The sequence below is a fragment of the Faecalibacterium sp. BIOML-A4 genome, assembly GCF_009679665.1.
Taxonomy (GTDB): Bacteria; Bacillota; Clostridia; order Oscillospirales; family Ruminococcaceae; genus Faecalibacterium; species Faecalibacterium taiwanense.
In genome coordinates, this window is the sequence record NZ_WKZG01000017.1 from 91,169 (window position 1) to 108,673 (window position 17,505).

Annotated in this window: 12 protein-coding genes; 2 read left to right on the forward strand and 10 right to left on the reverse strand. The window is 57.3% G+C overall.

From position 1 onward, the window contains the following. Positions 1-193: 193 nt before the first annotated feature. The gene (locus GKG34_RS12120; protein WP_154256348.1) at positions 194-1,963 is read left to right on the forward strand and encodes a sugar-binding domain-containing protein; all 1,770 of its coding nucleotides are present in this window, start codon (positions 194-196) and stop codon (positions 1,961-1,963) included. A 63-nt stretch (positions 1,964-2,026) separates the two neighbouring features. Here GKG34_RS12120 and GKG34_RS12125 read toward each other — a convergent pair whose 3' ends face one another. From GKG34_RS12125 to GKG34_RS12140, 4 genes are all read right to left on the reverse strand, one after another. Next, positions 2,027-3,145 carry a foldase gene (locus tag GKG34_RS12125; protein ID WP_154256350.1) on the reverse strand — a complete coding sequence of 373 codons (1,119 nt, stop codon included), beginning with the start codon at positions 3,143-3,145 and terminating at the stop codon, positions 2,027-2,029. Between the two features lie 19 nt (positions 3,146-3,164). Then, positions 3,165-6,638, reverse strand: a complete 3,474-nt coding sequence (gene mfd / locus GKG34_RS12130) for a transcription-repair coupling factor (RefSeq protein ID WP_154256352.1) — start codon at positions 6,636-6,638, stop codon at positions 3,165-3,167. A gap of 423 nt (positions 6,639-7,061) precedes the next feature. Then, the gene (pth, locus tag GKG34_RS12135; protein WP_154256354.1) at positions 7,062-7,640 is read right to left on the reverse strand and encodes an aminoacyl-tRNA hydrolase; all 579 of its coding nucleotides are present in this window, start codon (positions 7,638-7,640) and stop codon (positions 7,062-7,064) included. A 167-nt stretch (positions 7,641-7,807) separates the two neighbouring features. Further along, the gene (locus GKG34_RS12140) at positions 7,808-8,566 is read right to left on the reverse strand and encodes a UDP-N-acetylglucosamine diphosphorylase (protein ID WP_154256356.1); all 759 of its coding nucleotides are present in this window, start codon (positions 8,564-8,566) and stop codon (positions 7,808-7,810) included. Between the two features lie 423 nt (positions 8,567-8,989). On the opposite strand from GKG34_RS12140, the gene ppdK reads away from it, so the two are divergent. Beyond that, complete coding sequence (gene ppdK / locus GKG34_RS12145) at positions 8,990-11,656, forward strand: pyruvate, phosphate dikinase (RefSeq protein ID WP_154256358.1); 2,667 nt, start codon at positions 8,990-8,992, stop codon at positions 11,654-11,656. Between the two features lie 132 nt (positions 11,657-11,788). Here the strand turns inward: ppdK and GKG34_RS12150 are convergent, their stop codons facing one another. The 6 genes from GKG34_RS12150 to GKG34_RS12175 all read right to left on the reverse strand — a co-directional run bounded on the left by GKG34_RS12150 (position 11,789) and on the right by GKG34_RS12175 (position 17,228). Then, complete coding sequence (locus GKG34_RS12150) at positions 11,789-13,573, reverse strand: recombinase family protein (RefSeq protein ID WP_005937826.1); 1,785 nt, start codon at positions 13,571-13,573, stop codon at positions 11,789-11,791. A 241-nt stretch (positions 13,574-13,814) separates the two neighbouring features. After that, positions 13,815-14,198 (reverse strand): type II toxin-antitoxin system PemK/MazF family toxin, encoded by a 384-nt coding sequence (locus GKG34_RS12155; RefSeq protein WP_005937824.1) that lies wholly within the window; start codon positions 14,196-14,198, stop codon positions 13,815-13,817. An 82-nt stretch (positions 14,199-14,280) separates the two neighbouring features. Beyond that, a complete protein-coding gene (locus GKG34_RS12160) occupies positions 14,281-15,126 on the reverse strand; it encodes a DUF6551 family protein (RefSeq protein ID WP_005937822.1) in 846 nt (281 codons plus the stop codon). Further along, positions 15,123-16,175 carry a hypothetical protein gene (locus GKG34_RS12165; RefSeq protein ID WP_005937820.1) on the reverse strand — a complete coding sequence of 351 codons (1,053 nt, stop codon included), beginning with the start codon at positions 16,173-16,175 and terminating at the stop codon, positions 15,123-15,125. Before GKG34_RS12165 ends, GKG34_RS12160 begins: the two co-directional genes overlap by 4 nt. Then, positions 16,153-16,389, reverse strand: coding sequence for a hypothetical protein (locus GKG34_RS12170; protein ID WP_005937818.1), 237 nt, complete (start codon positions 16,387-16,389; stop codon positions 16,153-16,155). Before GKG34_RS12170 ends, GKG34_RS12165 begins: the two co-directional genes overlap by 23 nt. Before the next feature lie 506 nt (positions 16,390-16,895). After that, the gene (locus GKG34_RS12175; RefSeq protein ID WP_005937813.1) at positions 16,896-17,228 is read right to left on the reverse strand and encodes a helix-turn-helix transcriptional regulator; all 333 of its coding nucleotides are present in this window, start codon (positions 17,226-17,228) and stop codon (positions 16,896-16,898) included. Positions 17,229-17,505: the final 277 nt, after the last annotated feature.

Below are 17,505 nucleotides of genomic sequence, written 5' to 3' on the forward strand. Positions count from 1 at the left end.
TATGTGGTCTTTTTGTATGTGGAAAATGCTTCCGGTGCAGAGCGTAATCGCGTGGGGCCGTGGCCAGCAGACGCTGGGTGCCACAACTCGTCCAAAGCGAACGCGGCGGCAATTCCAAATCGTTGCTGCTCAGTCTATACAAGCCACCCGCCCTGTGCTAGAATGAAACCAACAAATCAAAGGCGGTGAAACCATGCACCCACTCCCGGAATATCCTCGCCCGGCCATGCGCCGGGACAGCTATGAGAACCTGAACGGCCTGTGGAAGTACGCCATTACTCAGACAGCAGAATACCCCGCTGCGTGGGACGGCAGCATTCTGGTGCCCTACTCTCCGGAAACAAAGGCCTCCGGCGTGGGCCGCACCCTGCAGCCCGGCCAGTGGCTGCACTACCACTGCACCTTTGCTCCCCCTCCGGGAGAAGGGGGCCGGGTGCTGCTGCACTTCGGCGCGGTGGACGATGCCTGTGCGGTGCAGGTGAACGGCCATCTGGTGGGCGGCCATCGGGGCGGCTACTGGCCCTTCACGCTGGATGTCACCGCCCAGCTCAACGATACGGGCCGCAACAGCCTGTGGGTGGCCGTGCAGGACCCCACGGACAGCGGCACGCAGGCCCGGGGCAAGCAGACCCTGAAGCCCGGCGGCATGTTCTATCCGGCCCAGAGCGGCATCTGGCAGACGGTCTGGATGGAGCGTGTGCCGGAAAACTACATCCAGTCGCTCACGGTCACGCCGGACTACGATGCCCGCACCGTGACCGTGAAAGCCCATACTTCCATGCCCGGAGGTGCAGTGAACCTGTGGGCCGTGGTGCGGGCCGGGGGCGTGACCATTGCCGAGGACTGGGGCAGCGACGAAGCGGACCGGGACGGCGAGGTGACGCTGAACATCCCGGAGGAACATTTCTTTCCGTGGAGCCCGGATACCCCGTTTTTGTATGACCTGACCGTGGGCACCACGCAGGGAGGGGAGGAGCAGTTCGACACCGTGCACAGCTACTTTGCCCTGCGCAAGTGGAGCTGTGAGCCGGATGCGCGGGGCGTGCTGCGCTTCTGCCTGAACGGAAAGCCCATCCTGCTCAACGGCCTGCTGGATCAGGGCTACTGGCCGCAGGGCCTGTATACCCCGCCTTCCGATGCGGCGGTGGAGCGGGAGCTGAGCGAGGTGAAAGCGCTGGGATTCAACCTGCTGCGCAAGCACGCCAAGATCGAGCCGCAGCGCTGGTACTACCACTGCGACAGGCTCGGCCTTGTGGTCTGGCAGGACATGGTGAACGGCGGCAGCAGATACAACCTGTGGTTCGTCACCTACCTGACCAATGTGCTGCAGCCCCTTGTGCGCCGCCTGCCCGACGCAGAGCCGCTCTGGGGCCTGCTGAGCCGCGGAAAAGCATCCAGCCGGGAAACATACCGCAAAGAGCTGCAAGCCACCGTGGAAGCCCTGCGCTGCCATCCGTGCATCGGCTGCTGGGTGCCCTTCAACGAAGGCTGGGGCCAGTTTGATGCGGCCGGGGCAGTGCAGGCCATCCGCACGCTGGACGATACCCGCCTTGTGGACGAGGCCAGCGGTTGGTATGATCAGGGCGGCGGAGATGTGTGCTCCATCCACAACTATTTCTATCCGCTGCATGTAAAGCCCGGAAGCCGTACCGTGGCCCTGAGTGAATACGGCGGCATTGCATGGCCCATGCCGGGGCACGAAGCACCGGGCAAAACCTACGGCTACGGCACGGCCAAGAGCCGCGCAGACCTGACCGCCCGCTGCAAAAAGCTGCAATTGGGCACGGTGCTGCCGCAGCTCAAAAAAGGCCTCTCGGCGCTGGTGTACACCCAGCTGACGGATGTGGAAGATGAGGTGAACGGTCTGTTTACCTATGACCGGGCCGAGATCAAGCCGGATGCCAATGCCGTCCGCTCGGTGAATGCTGCCCTTGCCGCAGAGTTCGCAAAAGTGACGCGGTGAAAGAAAAAACTCCCTCAGTCATCGCGCAGCGATGACTGAGGGAGTTTTATGTTACAGCAGCTCTCAGCTGTTGGCGCTGTTGTTCACGATCTTTTTGGCGGGCAGTTTGTTCATGGCAGAGCTGTCCAGATCGTGTGCCAGCTCTGCACCGCCTGCGGCCAGTGCGTCGTCCAGCTCGCCGCCCTTCATATCGCTCAGGATCTGGCTGCGCAGGTCGTCCAGCGAAGAAACGCTCAGCGGGTCTACACGCACCATCAGGAGCAGGGTGTTGCTGTTGATCTGCACGGCAGCGGCCTCGCCGTAGGAAAGGCTGCGCAGAGCATCGGCAGCACCGTCCTGCGTAAAGGCCGAAGCAACATCGCTCTCGGTCAGCAGCTCGGTCTGGACGCTGGCGCTGTCGTCGGAAGTTTTGCCGTCCAGCACAGCGTAGATGTCCGGCAGGGCATTCTGTGCGGCCTCATGCAGGGCACTCACCTGATCCGAGACCGTCTCGCCGCCTGCGGCGTTGACACTGTCGGCAGCGGCCTGTGCCAGCTTGAGCATCTCGGCCTTCTGGTCATCGTCCGCAAAGGCGTAGGTGCTGGTATTGTACAGCGGGATGCTGATGTAGCAGATCTCATACATGCTGTCGTCCAGATGGCTGGTCAGCTCGTCGTCCTCCACTGGGGTCTCGCCGTCCGGGCCGTAGACCATATCCAGCAGGGCGGTGTGCTCCACCTGCAGACGTTCATATGCCTTGACGGTCTCCAGACCAATGCCGTTGGCGGTGTAGGTGTCGCCGTACTGGTCCATCATCTGCTGGGCATAACGGTCGGCAGTGGAAAGCTGCTCTGCAGTCAGCTCACCGCCCAGCGCCTTGAAGCGGGCATCCACAGCGGCCAGCGTTTCCAACGTTTCCTGTGTTTTCTGGGCCACATAGTCGCTCACAACTGCGGTCTCGCCGCTGTCAGAGTCGGTGGTGATGGTCTCTTTCAGGAAGGCTTTTACGTCGGTGGTGTCCTGATCGGTGCCGGCAAGCTGGGCGGCCTGCTGGTAAGCACTGTACTGTGCCAGCAGATACATGCCGGAGGTGATCTCAAAATCACCGATGCTGCCCACGGCGTCCGGGGCGGAAATGGTGCAGCCCACAAGGCTGAACACCAGTGCAAGTGCGCAGATCAGCGCGAGAAGTTTCTTTTTCATGGCAATGCTCCTATGATGTTTATTTTTGCTCGGCGGAGGCAAGGATCTCTGCCATCGCCTTGAGGATGCTTTGCAGCAGCTCCAGCGGCTTTTCGTCGGGCTGCAGCGTGACCGAGAGATAGGGCCGGTTGCCTGCACCGGCGGTGACGCGGCCATTGAAGGCTACCAGCAGGCCCCGGATCATGGGCAGCTCCAGACTTTCCAGCTGCAGGGTGAGGGTGTCCTTTTTCTGGGTCACTTCGGTCACGCCCACAGTGCTGGCCTGCACGCGTACCAGCGACACGTTCACCAGATCGCTCACCGAGGGCGGCGGGTCCCCGTAGCGGTCGATGAGCTCGTCCAGCACATCGGCGGCATCCTCTGCCGTCTGGATGGCGGCAATGCGTTTATAAGCTTCAATGCGGCCCGGGCCGTCTGCGATATATTTCTCCGGGATGAAGGCATCCACCCGCAGGTCCACAAGGCATTCGCTCTTGTCCCGCCGGACAGGTTCGCCCTTGGCCCGGGCGATGGCCTGCCCCAGCATCTTCACGTAGAGGTCGTAGCCCACGGCCTCCATGTGGCCGTGCTGGCTGTGGCCCAGAAGACTGCCCGCACCCCGGATCTGCAGATCCCGCATGGCGATGCGGAAGCCGGAGCCGAAGGCCGTGAACTCCCGGATAGCGGAGAGCCGCTTCTGGGCGATATCGGTCAGGGTCTTGTCCCGCCGGAAGGTGAAGTAGGCATAGGCCTTGCGGCCGGAGCGGCCCACCCGGCCTCTGATCTGGTACAGCTGGGCAAGGCCCATGCGGTCGGCATCCTCGATGATGAGGGTGTTGCAGTTGCGCACGTCGATGCCGGTCTCGATGAGGGTGGTGCACACCAGAATATCGATCTCGCCGTTCAGCAGATGCTGCCACACGGGGTTCAGCTCTTCCTCGGTCATCTTGCCGTGGGCAATGCCGATGCGTGCGCCGGGCACCAGCTTGCTCACATGGGCGGCGCAGGCTTCGATGTTGTCCACCCGGTTGTGCAGGTAGTACACCTGCCCGCCCCGGGCAAGCTCCTTCTTCATGGCTTCGGCAAGGATCACGTCGTTGTATTCCAGCACAAAGGTCTCCACGGGCTGCCGCTCGATGGGCGGCTGCTCGATGGTGGAAAGGTCCCGGATGCCGCTCATGGCCATGTTCAGCGTGCGGGGGATGGGAGTGGCCGACAGGGTGAGCATGTCCACCCCGATGAAGTTCTCCTTGAGCTTTTCCTTGTGCTTCACACCGAAGCGCTGCTCTTCATCGATGATGACAAGGCCGAGGTCATGGAACTTCACGTCCTTGGACAGCAGCCGGTGGGTGCCCACCACGATGTCCACACTGCCCGACTGCAGGCCCCGGAGGGTCTCCTTCTGCTGTTTTGCGGTGCGGAAGCGGGACATCATCTCCACCTTTACGGGAAAAGCTTCCATGCGGGAAAGAATGGTGTTGTAGTGCTGCCACGCCAGCAGGGTGGTGGGGGCAAGGATGGCGCACTGCTTGCCGCCCATCACGCACTTGAAGGCGGCGCGCAGGGCCACTTCGGTCTTGCCCACGCCCACGTCGCCGCACAGCAGGCGGTCCATGGGCCAGCCCTTTTCCATGTCCTGCTTGATCTCGGCGGTGGCGTTCAGCTGGTCGTCGGTCTCGTCGTAGTCAAAGCGGGTCTCAAAGTCCCGCTGCCAGTCGCCGTCCGGCGGGAAGGCATAGCCCGTGGCCTGACGGCGGCGGGCGTAGAGCTCGATCAGTTCCTGCGCCATCTCCTCGGTGGCTTTTTTTACCTTGGCGCGGGTGCGTTGCCACTCGGCACCGCCCAGCTTTGCCAGCTTTACCTTTTCCTCGTCGCCGGGGGCGGTGTAGCGGCTCAGCAGGTCCAGCTGGGTCACCGGAACATACAGCACGTCCGAGCCGGAGTACTGCACCTTCAGGTAATCTTTCGTGGCACCCTGCACTTCCAGCCGCTGGATGCCCGCATACATGCCGATGCCGTGGCTCTGGTGCACCACATAGTCCCCGGGCTTGATGTCCGAAAGGCTGGAAAGAGCGTTCTTGTTCTTTTTGCGCTTCTTGGTCTCGGCGGAGGTCTCTTCCTCCAGACCGTGCCTGCGGCTGGACAGCACCGCCGCATGGGCAAACGGAAAGGTGCACCCGGCGGTCAGATGGCCCGGCAGCACCTGTACGATGCCTTTTGTGGGCCGCACATCCCGGCTCATGCTCACGGAGTAGCCCTTGTCGGCAAGGTCGCGGGTGAGGGCGGCGGCACCCTTGGGCGTTCCGGAAAACAGGGTGACGGCATAGCCCTGCGCAATGAGCGGGTCAAGGTCTTCTCGCAGGGAGACAAGGTCGCCGTTCCAGTTGGGGGCGGCAAAGGCCTCGGCGTTGATGAGGTCTTTCAGCTTAAATTCGTTCATGCCGCGCAGGAAGTTCTCGCACAGCAGGGTGCTCTGCTTCTGGGAGGCAGCGGCAAGGTCGTCCATGGTCTGGTAGAGTACATCCAGCCCGGGGCAGAGCACACCCTCTTCCAACAGGCCGGTCAGCTCTTCGCTGCGACGGAACTCGGTGGCCTTCTGGGCATCCCGGATGCCGCCCACCTCGTCCAGAATGAACAGCGGTGTGTCCAGATGATCCAGCAGGGTGGCCGGGCTCGGATAGCGCAGGCCGTAGTATTTATCCATGGCTTCCGGCATCAGGCCGGAGTCCAGCTGAGCAAGGTCGGCTTCCGTGGCCTTTTCCAGTGCGGTGCGGTGCCGGCCGCGTGCCTTTTTGATGGCGGAACGCAGGGCCTCGGCAGTCTCGGCGGTATCGCCGAACAGCACCTCGCGGGCAGGGGAAAGATAGATCTTTTCCAGTGCGCTGTCCCGCCGCTGGGTGAGCAGGTCGAAGGAAGAAATGGAATCGATCTCGTCGTCCCAGTACTCCACGCGGGCAGGCTGGCGCATATCCGGCGCATAGATATCCACGATATCGCCGCGCACACTGAACTGTCCCGGGCCGTCCACCTGACTGCGCCGCACATACCCGGCGGCGAACAGCCGGGCCACAAGCCCCTCACGGTTGTACACCATGCCGGGCTTGAGGGTGAGGGTGTTTTTCAAAAACTCATCCCGGGGCACGGTGTACTGCAACAGCGCTTCGGCGGGCACGCAGACCGCATTCAGCCGCCCGCCTGCAAGGGAGCCCAGCACCGAAAGGCGGCGGTACTCGTACTCGCGGCCCGCGCCCTCCACTGGGCGCAGCATAAAGTCCCGGGGCGGGAACACCGCAGCGGCAAGCCCCAGTGCCTTGAGGTCGTCCGCAAAGTGGGTGGCCTCGGCCTCGCCGGGGGTCACGATGCACAGCACCCGGCCAAGGTCTTTTTGCAGCGCGGCGTACAGCAGGGCACGGCCTGCGGGCGGCAGACCGAACAGCGCGGCAGGACCAGGCTTTGCAAAGCTGGCCGCGATCTTCTGATATTCCGGTGTGGCCTTGAGTAAGGCTTCGTACATGAAAAAACCTCCTTTCCTGCTGGGATGACGATTTGAAATTGCCGCCGCAGACGGGTTGCGGCACCCAGCATCTGCTTCACGCCTTGAGCGGCGCTCGCATCTTGCTGGCCGCTGCCCCAACAACTCCTCCCTGTTTCCGCCACTGGCGGCGGTCGTCGCTGTTGCGCTTTGGCAATGGCAGAGGAATGATTATTTTTTATTTGCAGCAGAGAAAAGCCCGCAGGCTTTTCTCTGCTGCTTTTTCACGAGAGGGGGCGTGACCTCAAAATGCATCAAAGAACATAAATGCAGCTTGCCAGTGCTGCCCCACTCGGTGAAAATGTGTTTGGAGCGGCCCGCAGGCCGCGACAAACACAAACAATAAAAATAAAATTCCGCTGAAAATGCCCAGAGCGCAAGCGGAGGGCGTTTTAAATGGGGCTCTTACCCGTTATACTTGCTTTGTGCCAGACTCAGCTTGCCGTCCATGATGAGCTTTGCGGCGGCCTCAAGGTCGGGGTAGCGGCTGCTCAGAGCCTTGGCATCCTCTGCCGGGAACTTGCCCAGCACCCACGCGGCAAGGTCGTAGTCCGGGTGGGGCTTGGCACCCACGCCGATGCGGATGCGGGGGAAGTTCTCCCCGCCCAAGCGGACGATGATGCTCTTCAGGCCGTTATGTCCGCCTGCGGAGCCGGAGGGCCGGATGCGCAGCTTGCCGGGGTTCTGGGTGATATCGTCGCACAGAACGATGACGTGGTCGGCAGGAATCTTGAAAAAGCCCGCCGTGGGGGCGATGGAGTCGCCCGAAAGGTTCATGTAGGTCAGGGGCTTGAGCAGCACCACCTTGTGGCCGTCCACTTCGCCCTGACCCCACAGGCCTTCAAATTTGGTTTTGCTGACCGAAATGCCCCACTTGTCGGCCAGATAGTCCAGCGCGGCATAGCCCGCATTGTGGCGGGTGCCGTCGTATTTTGTTTCCGGGTTGCCAAGACCGGCAATCAGCCAGATGTCATTTGTATTCATGAGTGTTATATTTTCCTTTTTGTGATAAATTGTCCGATGCAAGTCCTAAGTATAACATACGCGCGTGTAAAAAGATATACATTATAAGCGAAAAAGATGCACCTGCAAACAAAAACCGCCGCGCAGGGCCATCCTGTGCAGCGGTCTGTACGCGAAAAACGGACAGCTTACTTGCTCTGCTCGTCTTCCAGCTTCTTTTTTTTGGCAATGTAGGCTTCCATCTTGGGCTCTGCCCAGCCCTCCAGATTGGTCTGGCGCTCCCGGGCGATGCCCAGTGCCTGTGCGGGCACGTCCTTGGTGATGGTGCTGCCGGCGGCGGTATAGGCACCATTGCCCACCTTCACGGGGGCCACAAGGTTCGTGTTGCAGCCGATGAAGCAGTAATCGCCGATCTGGGTGCGGAACTTATCCTTGCCGTCGTAGTTGCAGGTGACGGTGCCGCAGCCGAAGTTGCAGTACTTGCCCACATCGCTGTCGCCGATATAGGTCAGGTGGCTCACCGTGTTGCCCCGGGCAAAGTTGGAGTTCTTGGTCTCCACGTATGCACCCAGATGCACGCCGTAGTCGGTGACGGTGTTCACCCGCACATGGGTGAAGGGGCCGATGTTGTTGTGAGGGCCGATGTGGCTGCTGTATACCTGACTGGCGTTGACGGTGCTGCCCTCGTCTACGATGCTGTCCTCAATGAGGGTGTTGGGACCGATGATGCAGCCCGCACCGATGACCGTTCTGCCGCGCAGGATGGTACCGGCCAGAATGACGGCACCCGGGGCGATGACCACGTCCGGTGCGATCTGCACGGTGCGGCTGTCGATGATCACGCCGTTTGCGATGTGCTGCAGCAGAATGACCTCGCGGGCGGCTTCGGCGGCATCCAGCTGCTCACGCGCTGCATTCAGCGCAGCAGAAGAAACAGAATTTTCCATACGATAGATCTCCCTTCCGGCACGGCGGCTCCCGGCGGGTGGATGATAAGGCCCGACCCGGAAAAATGATGCATCCATATCCAAAGATGGATACAACAGAAGCTTTGCGCCGACAAAAAAGAAAAAGCTGAAATTACAGGGATAGAAAGTTGTATCCAACAGACGGATAATCCGCATCAGAAAACGAAAAACCTCTCGAACTTTCTCCCATTCTATACTACCTTAAAACTTGGCAAATTTCAAGGGATTTGCATAAAAAATAACAGACAAATTCGGGATTTTGCATGGTGGAAAGGAATGGATTTTCTGGTATAATAGTTTAGCATTCACAAACAATGTTCATCGGTCGAGTTTTTAAGACAAGGCAAACGATGAGACTGCGGTGCGGCTGTGCTGCAGTCACGAATGGGAGGTAAACAACGCATGAGCAAAAAGTATCTGTACTACTTCAGCGAAGGCAATGATGCTTTCGGCGGCGACAAAGTCACCATGAAGAATACTCTGGGCGGCAAGGGTGCTGGTCTGGCAGAAATGACCGCAGCCGGTATGCCGGTGCCGCAGGGTTTCACCATCACCACCGACGCCTGCACCCAGTATTATGCAGACGGCCGTCAGATCAATGACGAGATCACTGCTGATATCTTTGAGCACCTCAAGGGTCTGGAAGAGATCACCGGCAAGAAGTTCGGCGATAACCAGAACCCCCTGCTGGTCTCCGTCCGTTCCGGCGCACGTCAGTCCATGCCCGGCATGATGGACACCATCCTGAACCTGGGCCTGAACGACGAGGCTGTTGAAGGTCTGGCAAAGAAGACCGGCAACGCCCGTTTTGCATACGACTGCTACCGCCGCTTTGTGCAGATGTTCGCGGACGTCGTTATGATGGTCCCGAAGAGCCTGTTCGAGGTCGAGATCGACAAGATGAAGGAAGCCAAGGGCGTCAAGAACGACGTGGACCTGACTGCTGATGACCTGAAGGAACTGGTCGGCACCTTCAAGAAGATCTACGAGGAGAACGAAGGCCGTCCCTTCCCGCAGGATCCCCGTGATCAGCTGATCGAGGCTGTCAAGGCCGTCTTCCGCAGCTGGGACAACCCCCGCGCAAATGTCTATCGTAAGATGAACGAGATCCCCTACGAGTGGGGCACCGCTGTCAACGTGCAGCAGATGGCATTCGGCAACTCCGGCGACCGCTCCGGCACCGGCGTTGCATTCACCCGTGACCCCGCCACCGGCGCTAAGAAGCTGATGGGCGAGTACCTGATCAATGCACAGGGCGAGGACGTTGTGGCCGGCGTGCGCACTCCTTCTCCCATCAGCCACCTGAAGGATCAGATGCCTGAGGTGTACGATCAGTTTGTCGAGATCGCTACCCGTCTGGAGAACTACTTCCGCGATATGCAGGATATGGAGTTCACCATCGAGGACGGCCATCTGTACATGCTGCAGACCCGTAACGGCAAGCGTACCGCTCAGGCTGCTCTGCAGATCGCATGTGATCTGGTGGACGAGGGCATGATCACCGAGCAGGAAGCTGTCCTGCGCGTGGAGCCCAAGCAGCTGGATACCCTGCTGCATCCCCAGTTCGACGCCGCTGCCCTGAAGGCCGCCGAGGTCGTCGGCAAGGGTCTGGCAGCTTCTCCCGGTTCTGCCTGCGGCCAGATCGTCTTTACTGCTGAAGAGGCAGAGGAGATGGTCAAGTCCGGCAAGATGAAGAAGGTCGTTCTGGTTCGTCTGGAGACCAGCCCCGAGGATATCGTGGGCATGCAGGTTTCTCAGGGCATCCTGACCGTCCGCGGCGGCATGACCAGCCACGCAGCTGTTGTTGCCCGTGGTATGGGCACCTGCTGTGTCTCCGGCTGCGGCAATGACAACGAGGTCAAGATCGACGAGGAAGCAAAGACCTTCGAAATCAACGGCCACAAGTTCGCCGAGGGCGACTGGATCTCCATCGACGGCTCTACCGGCAACATCTACGGCGAGCAGGTCGCTACCGTGGCCGCTACCGGCAATAAGAACTTCAACCGCTTCATGGGCTGGGCAGACGCTGCTCGTCAGCTGCTGGTCATGACCAACGCTGATAACCCGCGCGACGCACAGCAGGCAGTGGATCTGGGTGCTGAGGGCATCGGCCTGTGCCGTACCGAGCACATGTTCTTCGCAGAGGATCGCATCAAGGCTGTGCGTGAGATGATCTGCGCACGTACCGTGGAAGAGCGCGAAGCTGCTCTGGCCAAGGTCGAGCCGTTCCAGCAGGGTGACTTCGAGGCCATGTACCGCATCATGGGTGAGCGCCCGATGACCATTCGTTATCTGGATCCGCCTCTGCACGAGTTCCTGCCCACCAAGGACGAGGACATCAAGGAGCTGGCTGCCGATATGGGCATGACCTTCGATGATCTGAAGAACGTGGTTACTTCTCTGCACGAGTTCAACCCCATGATGGGTCACCGTGGCTGCCGTCTGGCTGTTACCTACCCTGAGATCGCTGCGATGCAGACCCGCGCTGTGATCAAGGCTGCTCTGAACGTCTCTGCTGAGACCGGCTACATGATCACCCCGCACATCATGATCCCGCTGGTCGGCGAGGTCAAGGAGCTGAAGTTCGTCAAGGACGTTGTGGTCAAGGTCGCAGACGAGCTGATCGCTTCTGCAGGCGTTGAGATGAAGTATCAGGTCGGTACCATGATCGAGATCCCCCGTGCAGCCCTGACTGCCGGCGAGATCGCCAAGGAAGCCGAGTTCTTCAGCTTCGGCACCAACGACCTGACCCAGATGACCTTCGGCTTCAGCCGTGATGATGCCGCCAAGTTCCTGGGCGCATACTACGAGAACAAGATCTACGAGAGCGATCCGTTCCAGCATCTGGATCAGATCGGCGTTGGCAAGCTGGTCAAGATGGCTGCCCACGACGGCCGCGAGACCCGTCCCGATCTGGGTCTGGGTATCTGCGGCGAGCACGGCGGCGACCCCACGAGCGTGGAGTTCTGCCACAATGTCGGTCTGGACTACGTCAGCTGCTCTCCCTTCCGTGTGCCTATCGCACGTCTGGCTGCTGCTCAGGCTGCTATTAAAAACCCGAGAGCATAAGAATTTTATAGCGAATTATCGTTAAAAATCAAGCATAAAATAAGGCTCACCGTCAATTTTGGCGGTGGGCCTTATTTATTTGCTCACGTATGAGGTGAATTGCGTTTAACACAGGGCTGCTTTCCAGAAGCATCACAGATACACCTCCACAGTCAGGTCGGTCCACGCTGCACGGCGGAACTGGTGGGGCATCTTGTTGGCTTCCCGGTAACGTTTGGCGGTTTCAAAGTCGATGGTGAAGGTGAGGATGGGCTTTTCCGACACAGCCACCAGACCGGTGCGCTCCTCTTTGGACTTCTTGCAACCGGTGTTCAGCTTCCAGCGGTAGGAGTAATCGGCAATGGGGGTGACCACTTCAACGAACTGGTCGATCAATTCGGGAGCAAGACGGGCACCGTGCACATCGACCTTCTGAGAGAGAAAATCGTAGATCGCTTTCATGTCCGAAGAAACCGTCTGTGGTTCAGGTACAGGGGAGAGGGCTTTCAGCTCTTGCTCCAAGTGTGCAATCTCGTCATCTGCCTGTTTGCAGAGGGTTTGATATTCTTCTCGTGGCAGTTCGCCGTCTGCACGCATGGCAGCGTAGTTCAGCTTGCGTTTTTTGATTTTTTCGATCTGGCCCTGAATCGGTGCAGCGGACATTCGTGTGGCGGCTTTTCCGTTCTGGCAGCTTTCGATCATCTTGCAGGCACGAAGGATGGCTTTGTTCTGATCGCCCCAGACCTTTTCAAAGATCTTCTTCGCCATCAGTTCCAGCTTCCACTCCGGGATGGAAATGGCATCACAACTGAGCTGCTGGGTCATGTTGTGCTCCAGAACGAAGGAACGGGTCGGATTGACGGTTCGCATATTGCATTGGTAGCCAAAGACCGGCGTTCCGTCCTTCAGTTTACGCCAGTTGAAAATGCGGTAGGAAGAACCGCAGCGGCAACGAAGTTTTGCGACCCATAAATATTTGGTGCTGTCAATGCCCTTGCGTCGTGTTTCTCCATCAGGAAGACGCAGATTGACAATACGGCTTTTACGGATGCGCTCACATTCATGCCAGAGGGCTTCTGATACGATGGGTTCGAAGTTGCCTTTTACATAGACGAAGGAAGTTTCGTCCAGATTGTTGATGCGCTTCTTTTCAAGATAGTTGTTGACCTTGGACTTGTTGTAGCAGACATAGCCCATATACGTTGCGTTACGAAGGATACGGCTGATCTTTGTACAGGACCAACTGACGTTTCCGTGCCCATCCTTGCGGCCCAGCCGGGAAAGTTCAGTGACGATCGCCTTTTCCCCGTAGCCCTGCGAATAGAGCGTGAAAACCATCCGTATGGTTGCAGCCTGTTCCTCGTTGATAACGTATGTACGGTTGACCTTGTCCCGGTCATAGCCGATGATGTTGCCGCTGCCGTAAAGCACACCGTTCTGCCGACTTATCTTCTGCCCAGCAAGAACACGCTCTGAGATCTTGCGGCTTTCCTCCTGCGCCATGGTTGCCATGATGGAAAGCCGGAGTTTGCCATCGCCGTCCATCGTCCAGATGTTGTCGGATACGAAAAAGACCTCTACGCCGAAATTACGGAGTTCACGGGTGAGCTGAAGGGTATCGACGGTGTTGCGGGCAAAGCGGCAGACCTCACGCGTAACGATCAGGTCGAATTTTCCGCACTTGGCATCGGAAATCATTTTCATAAAGGCCGGGCGCTTTTTGGCGGAGGTTCCGGTGATGCCCTCGTCGATGTAGCGGTCAACGACCTGCCAGTTGGGATGATACCGAAGCTGGTCATCGTACCATTGCATCTGATTGCCAAGCGCATCGACCTGCGCTTCATGCTGGGTGGAAACACGACCGTAAAAGACAACGCGGCGATCACGGTCTTTGTCCAATGGGAATTGCCCAAAGTACATTCTTTGTGTGATGTTCATATCGCTGTACCTCCTTTGCCCGTAGTATAGAAGATTGCGAAGGGAATATGTAGGATGTCGCCGGTGTCAGCGACATCCTTGACATTACGCAGAATATCTGCTAAGGACCTGATGATAGACCTCAGCAGAGATCAGGTTGTTGTCAAATAAAATAGAAATCAGCTTCAGTGCAGTTGCATCGATGCTGAAAACATCGGGAGGAACAGCGGGGGAAGGGGGAGAGTAGGCGTTTTTGTTGATATTATCGACCTCCGTTCAGATCCAGACTGTTCATCAGGGCTTCGTTGATCTGGTACATTTCGTCCGGCGTAGTCTGCCCCAGGAGCCGCTGGATGCGTTCTTTATCAATGGTGAAGATCTGCTCCAGCAGCACCATAGAGGGTCTTGAAAACGCTGGATTTCGTTCAATGAGAACATGGGTGGGCTGGTTTGGCTTTTTGGTGACTTTTGAGGTCACAGCAGCCACGATCACGGTCGGTGCAAATTTATTTCCGGTATTATTTTGTATCACAATAACAGGGCGTTTACCTCCCTGCTCAGAACCATAGTGCGGGTCAAGGTCTGCAAAGTAGATCTCGCCCCGGAGAAAACCAAAGTCTTTTGTTACATATACGGTGGCAGTCAACCCCCTTTTGCTTATGTAGGCAAAAGCCGCCCCTGCGGACGGCTTCTGCGATGTGAAAGGAGACCTACATGAAGAAGTAAGATCACTGCTTGATGGGCAGATTGAAGCGGCGGCTGGAGCCGTTGTAGGTGCGAAGGATCAGCATCATATACTTGTAGCTGACGGTGCCGCTCAGGGATTTCTCATCCCGCACCAGCGTCATAGGGTGAATGGCTTGCAGACGCTTCACCAGACGCTCCGGGTCATACTCGCCCTGATACAGAGCCACAAAGCGAACCATGCCCTGCAGGATGCCGGAGCGGAGGGAATCAGGGTCACCCTCCCAGCCCTTTGCCAACATGGTCAGGGCTTCTTTGTAGAGGTCTGCGCCGTAGGCTTTGTACTCCTTGAAAGCCGTGCGGATGCAGATGATCTTCCACGGGGCACGGTAGCTGTCCAGACCAAGCTGCAGACCTGTGCTTTCGGTGGCTTTCACGAATGCGAGAGATTCCGGGTCTTTGCCCACCAAAGCGGCGCGCAGCTCTGCGCCAGCGGTCAGCGGCGTGGAAACGCCCGTCTGCCGGGAAAACAGCATGGCTTCTTCTTCCTCTGTCAGTCCCTCGTACACTTTGCAGATGATCGGAAGATCCTGCCCGCCGTTCATCGCCCGACGGGTCACGATGGTATGCTGACCGTCAAAGACGAAGTAGTGACCGTCCCGGTAGCTGACCTTGGGCGGGTTGGCAATCAGCTCGGTGAACTCTGCCGACATCTTTTCGACATTGGGAATGTTCAGCTTGCGCTGATATTCCGCAGGGATTTCGAGAAAGGCACTGTTGATGACCTTTTCTTCGTAAGGCCGCTGAGCGAAAAGGGCTTCGATGATGGCTTCATCCGTGATTTCGGGCATGATCTCAGGCATGGTGCTGACACAGTTCATATTCTTCATAGCAGTTCCTCCATCTTATCTTCCAAATTTTTCAGGTAATCTCTCAATTTCTGAATCGTTCGTCCTACGGATGCACGGTTCTCTGCATCGGATAGAATATCGGGATATTCCCGGAAAACGCTTTCCCAGCGGCGCATCATACTGTTGGCGGCTCCCGATACCTCACAAAGCATCGCCGCACCATTGGCAAGCTGCTTGACATGGTAGCGATTGTTTGCGATTTCAAGAATCTGCTGACGGTCAACTTTCAACGGTTCATTCTCCTTTTGTGGAAAGATCGGCTCGGATGGAGCAGGAGTGGACGTTGGTTCTTCGTCAGGCGCTTCTTCATCGGATGTACTGGCATCGGGCAACGGTGCGGCTACGGCTGGGGGATTTTTCTGTTTTGGTGTGGTCGGCTTTTGTGGCTTTGGCTTTTTCGGTTTACAAATCTCAGCTACCAGTGCTGGGCGTTCTTCGGGAGGGGCACGGGCAACGGACGCAATCTCGGAGGCGGTCGGTTTGACTTCGCCGGAAAGCACTTTCTGCCGTGTACCGGGTACAGCTTCTTCGGCAGCGTCCAAACCTTTAGCATAATGTTCGGCTTCAATCACATACGTTCTTCCTACACCGCTTTCCGCAGCGACTTTATAACAGGTTTTGGGTGCACCGATCAGGTTACGCTTTCCGTAACCTGATTTTGCAACAGGACTTTTTCTGTCACCGCCGTTGGCGCATTTCTCAGCTTCATACTGCTTACCGATAAGGTATTTCTTCTGTTCCGGGGTAAGGTTGCGTCGCCCCAGCTGGTTTTTGCAGATCCAGATGATTGCTTCATAGCGGCTGGCGAACTCTTTCTCGTGAACGGTGAAAGGAATCTCCGGGTGCTTCTTGGCGATGGTGTAGCGGTTGTGTCCATCTACGATCAAGCCCTGCCATACGATGATGGGATTGATGATACGGCCATCTCGCAGGATGTTGGCTTCGAGCTGGTTCAGTTCCTCAAAGGTCAGCGGCGGAATCTTGCCCTGAAACTCCGGGTCGATCTTAAGCGCATTCAGATTCATCATCGAACCGTCCCTTCTTAAAGTAGGTGGATTTCGGGCTGGTGGGCTGGATGTAGTAGTCGTAGCCGAAGTTGGTCTGGCAGTAGGTGCAGGGTTCCTTGGTGAGCTGATAGGGGTCTGCACGGCGGACACGGATGCCACGCGTGTTCCGAAAGGCATTCAGGCAGCGGGGGCAGAGAGTGGTCAGGGTCGATTCGTCGGTAAAAGTACGGCTCATAGTCATTACCTCCGTGTCATCAGAATGAATATTCGGTATGGAAAAAGCCCACTGCCTTGATTCAGAAGAATCCCGGTGGTGGGCTTTGAAGTTTTTGTTTTAAGTGTCCCACCCTATTTGTCCTCGACGCCCGGTGGGGTTGGAATACACCTCGGTGAGGGGGATCGCACCCTTCCTCTCATTGGCTTTTCAGCCACCCCGCCTTCTTTATGGCCGGGCCGCGAATTACGGAAGTTTCATTGTTTTGTCCGAGGGAATGATATTCAGTTTTCAAGGTACGGCGTCCAACTTCGGGCTTCTCCCCATCTGGGGTGTTGCCCTTGCTGTGACCATAGTGTACCTGAAAACTGAATGTTTTTTTAGGACGCATTACGTCCTATTTTTGAGAAAAAATGAGTCTTTTTTATAAAGAAACCGGACATCCTATGTCCTGTTTTTCGTAGGAGCGTCAGAAAAATACGCAAAAAAGAAGCCGAGAATCGCTTCTCGGCTTCTGGGAGATAAACTTATGCAATTTCTGTTTCAGTCAGTTCTGTTATCAGAGTATTCAACCCGTCTTTGAACATCCGAATCGTCTTGTTCTGTTTTTTGATATGTGCGATAAGGTCCCTTTCTCTTGGGGTTTCAGTCACACCAATAATCAAAAAATCCAAGTTGGCTTTTAGCAGAACCACTACTTCCACCATGAGATCTATGGAAGCAGCACATTCACCTCTCTCAATTCTTCCTAGGTGACGGTCGCTGATGTTCAGTCGGATTGCCATTTCTTCCTGCGTCATACCGTTTGCTTTACGCAGTTGCTGGATGCGCTTGCCGGTGGCATAAGAATCAAAGTACATAAGCCAGCCCTCCGACCAAGCAAAGGGGCAGCCACAAGCTGCGCCACAGGGTCGGAGTGCAGGGATGCAGTCGGCGGGGCAGGTTCTGTTTGCCGGGACTTGGTTTGTACTCGATGATTCTCCTTTTCATGTTTTTGTCCTTTCGCTTTCAATGGTGGAAGGCGGGCAGAGCGCAAAAAGCGCGGTGCATCTTTAATAACAGAGAAAAATCTCTATGTTATAGGGCAAGAAGAAAAACGTCAGGGCTATAATGCAGGCATTGATAAATAGCAGCGGC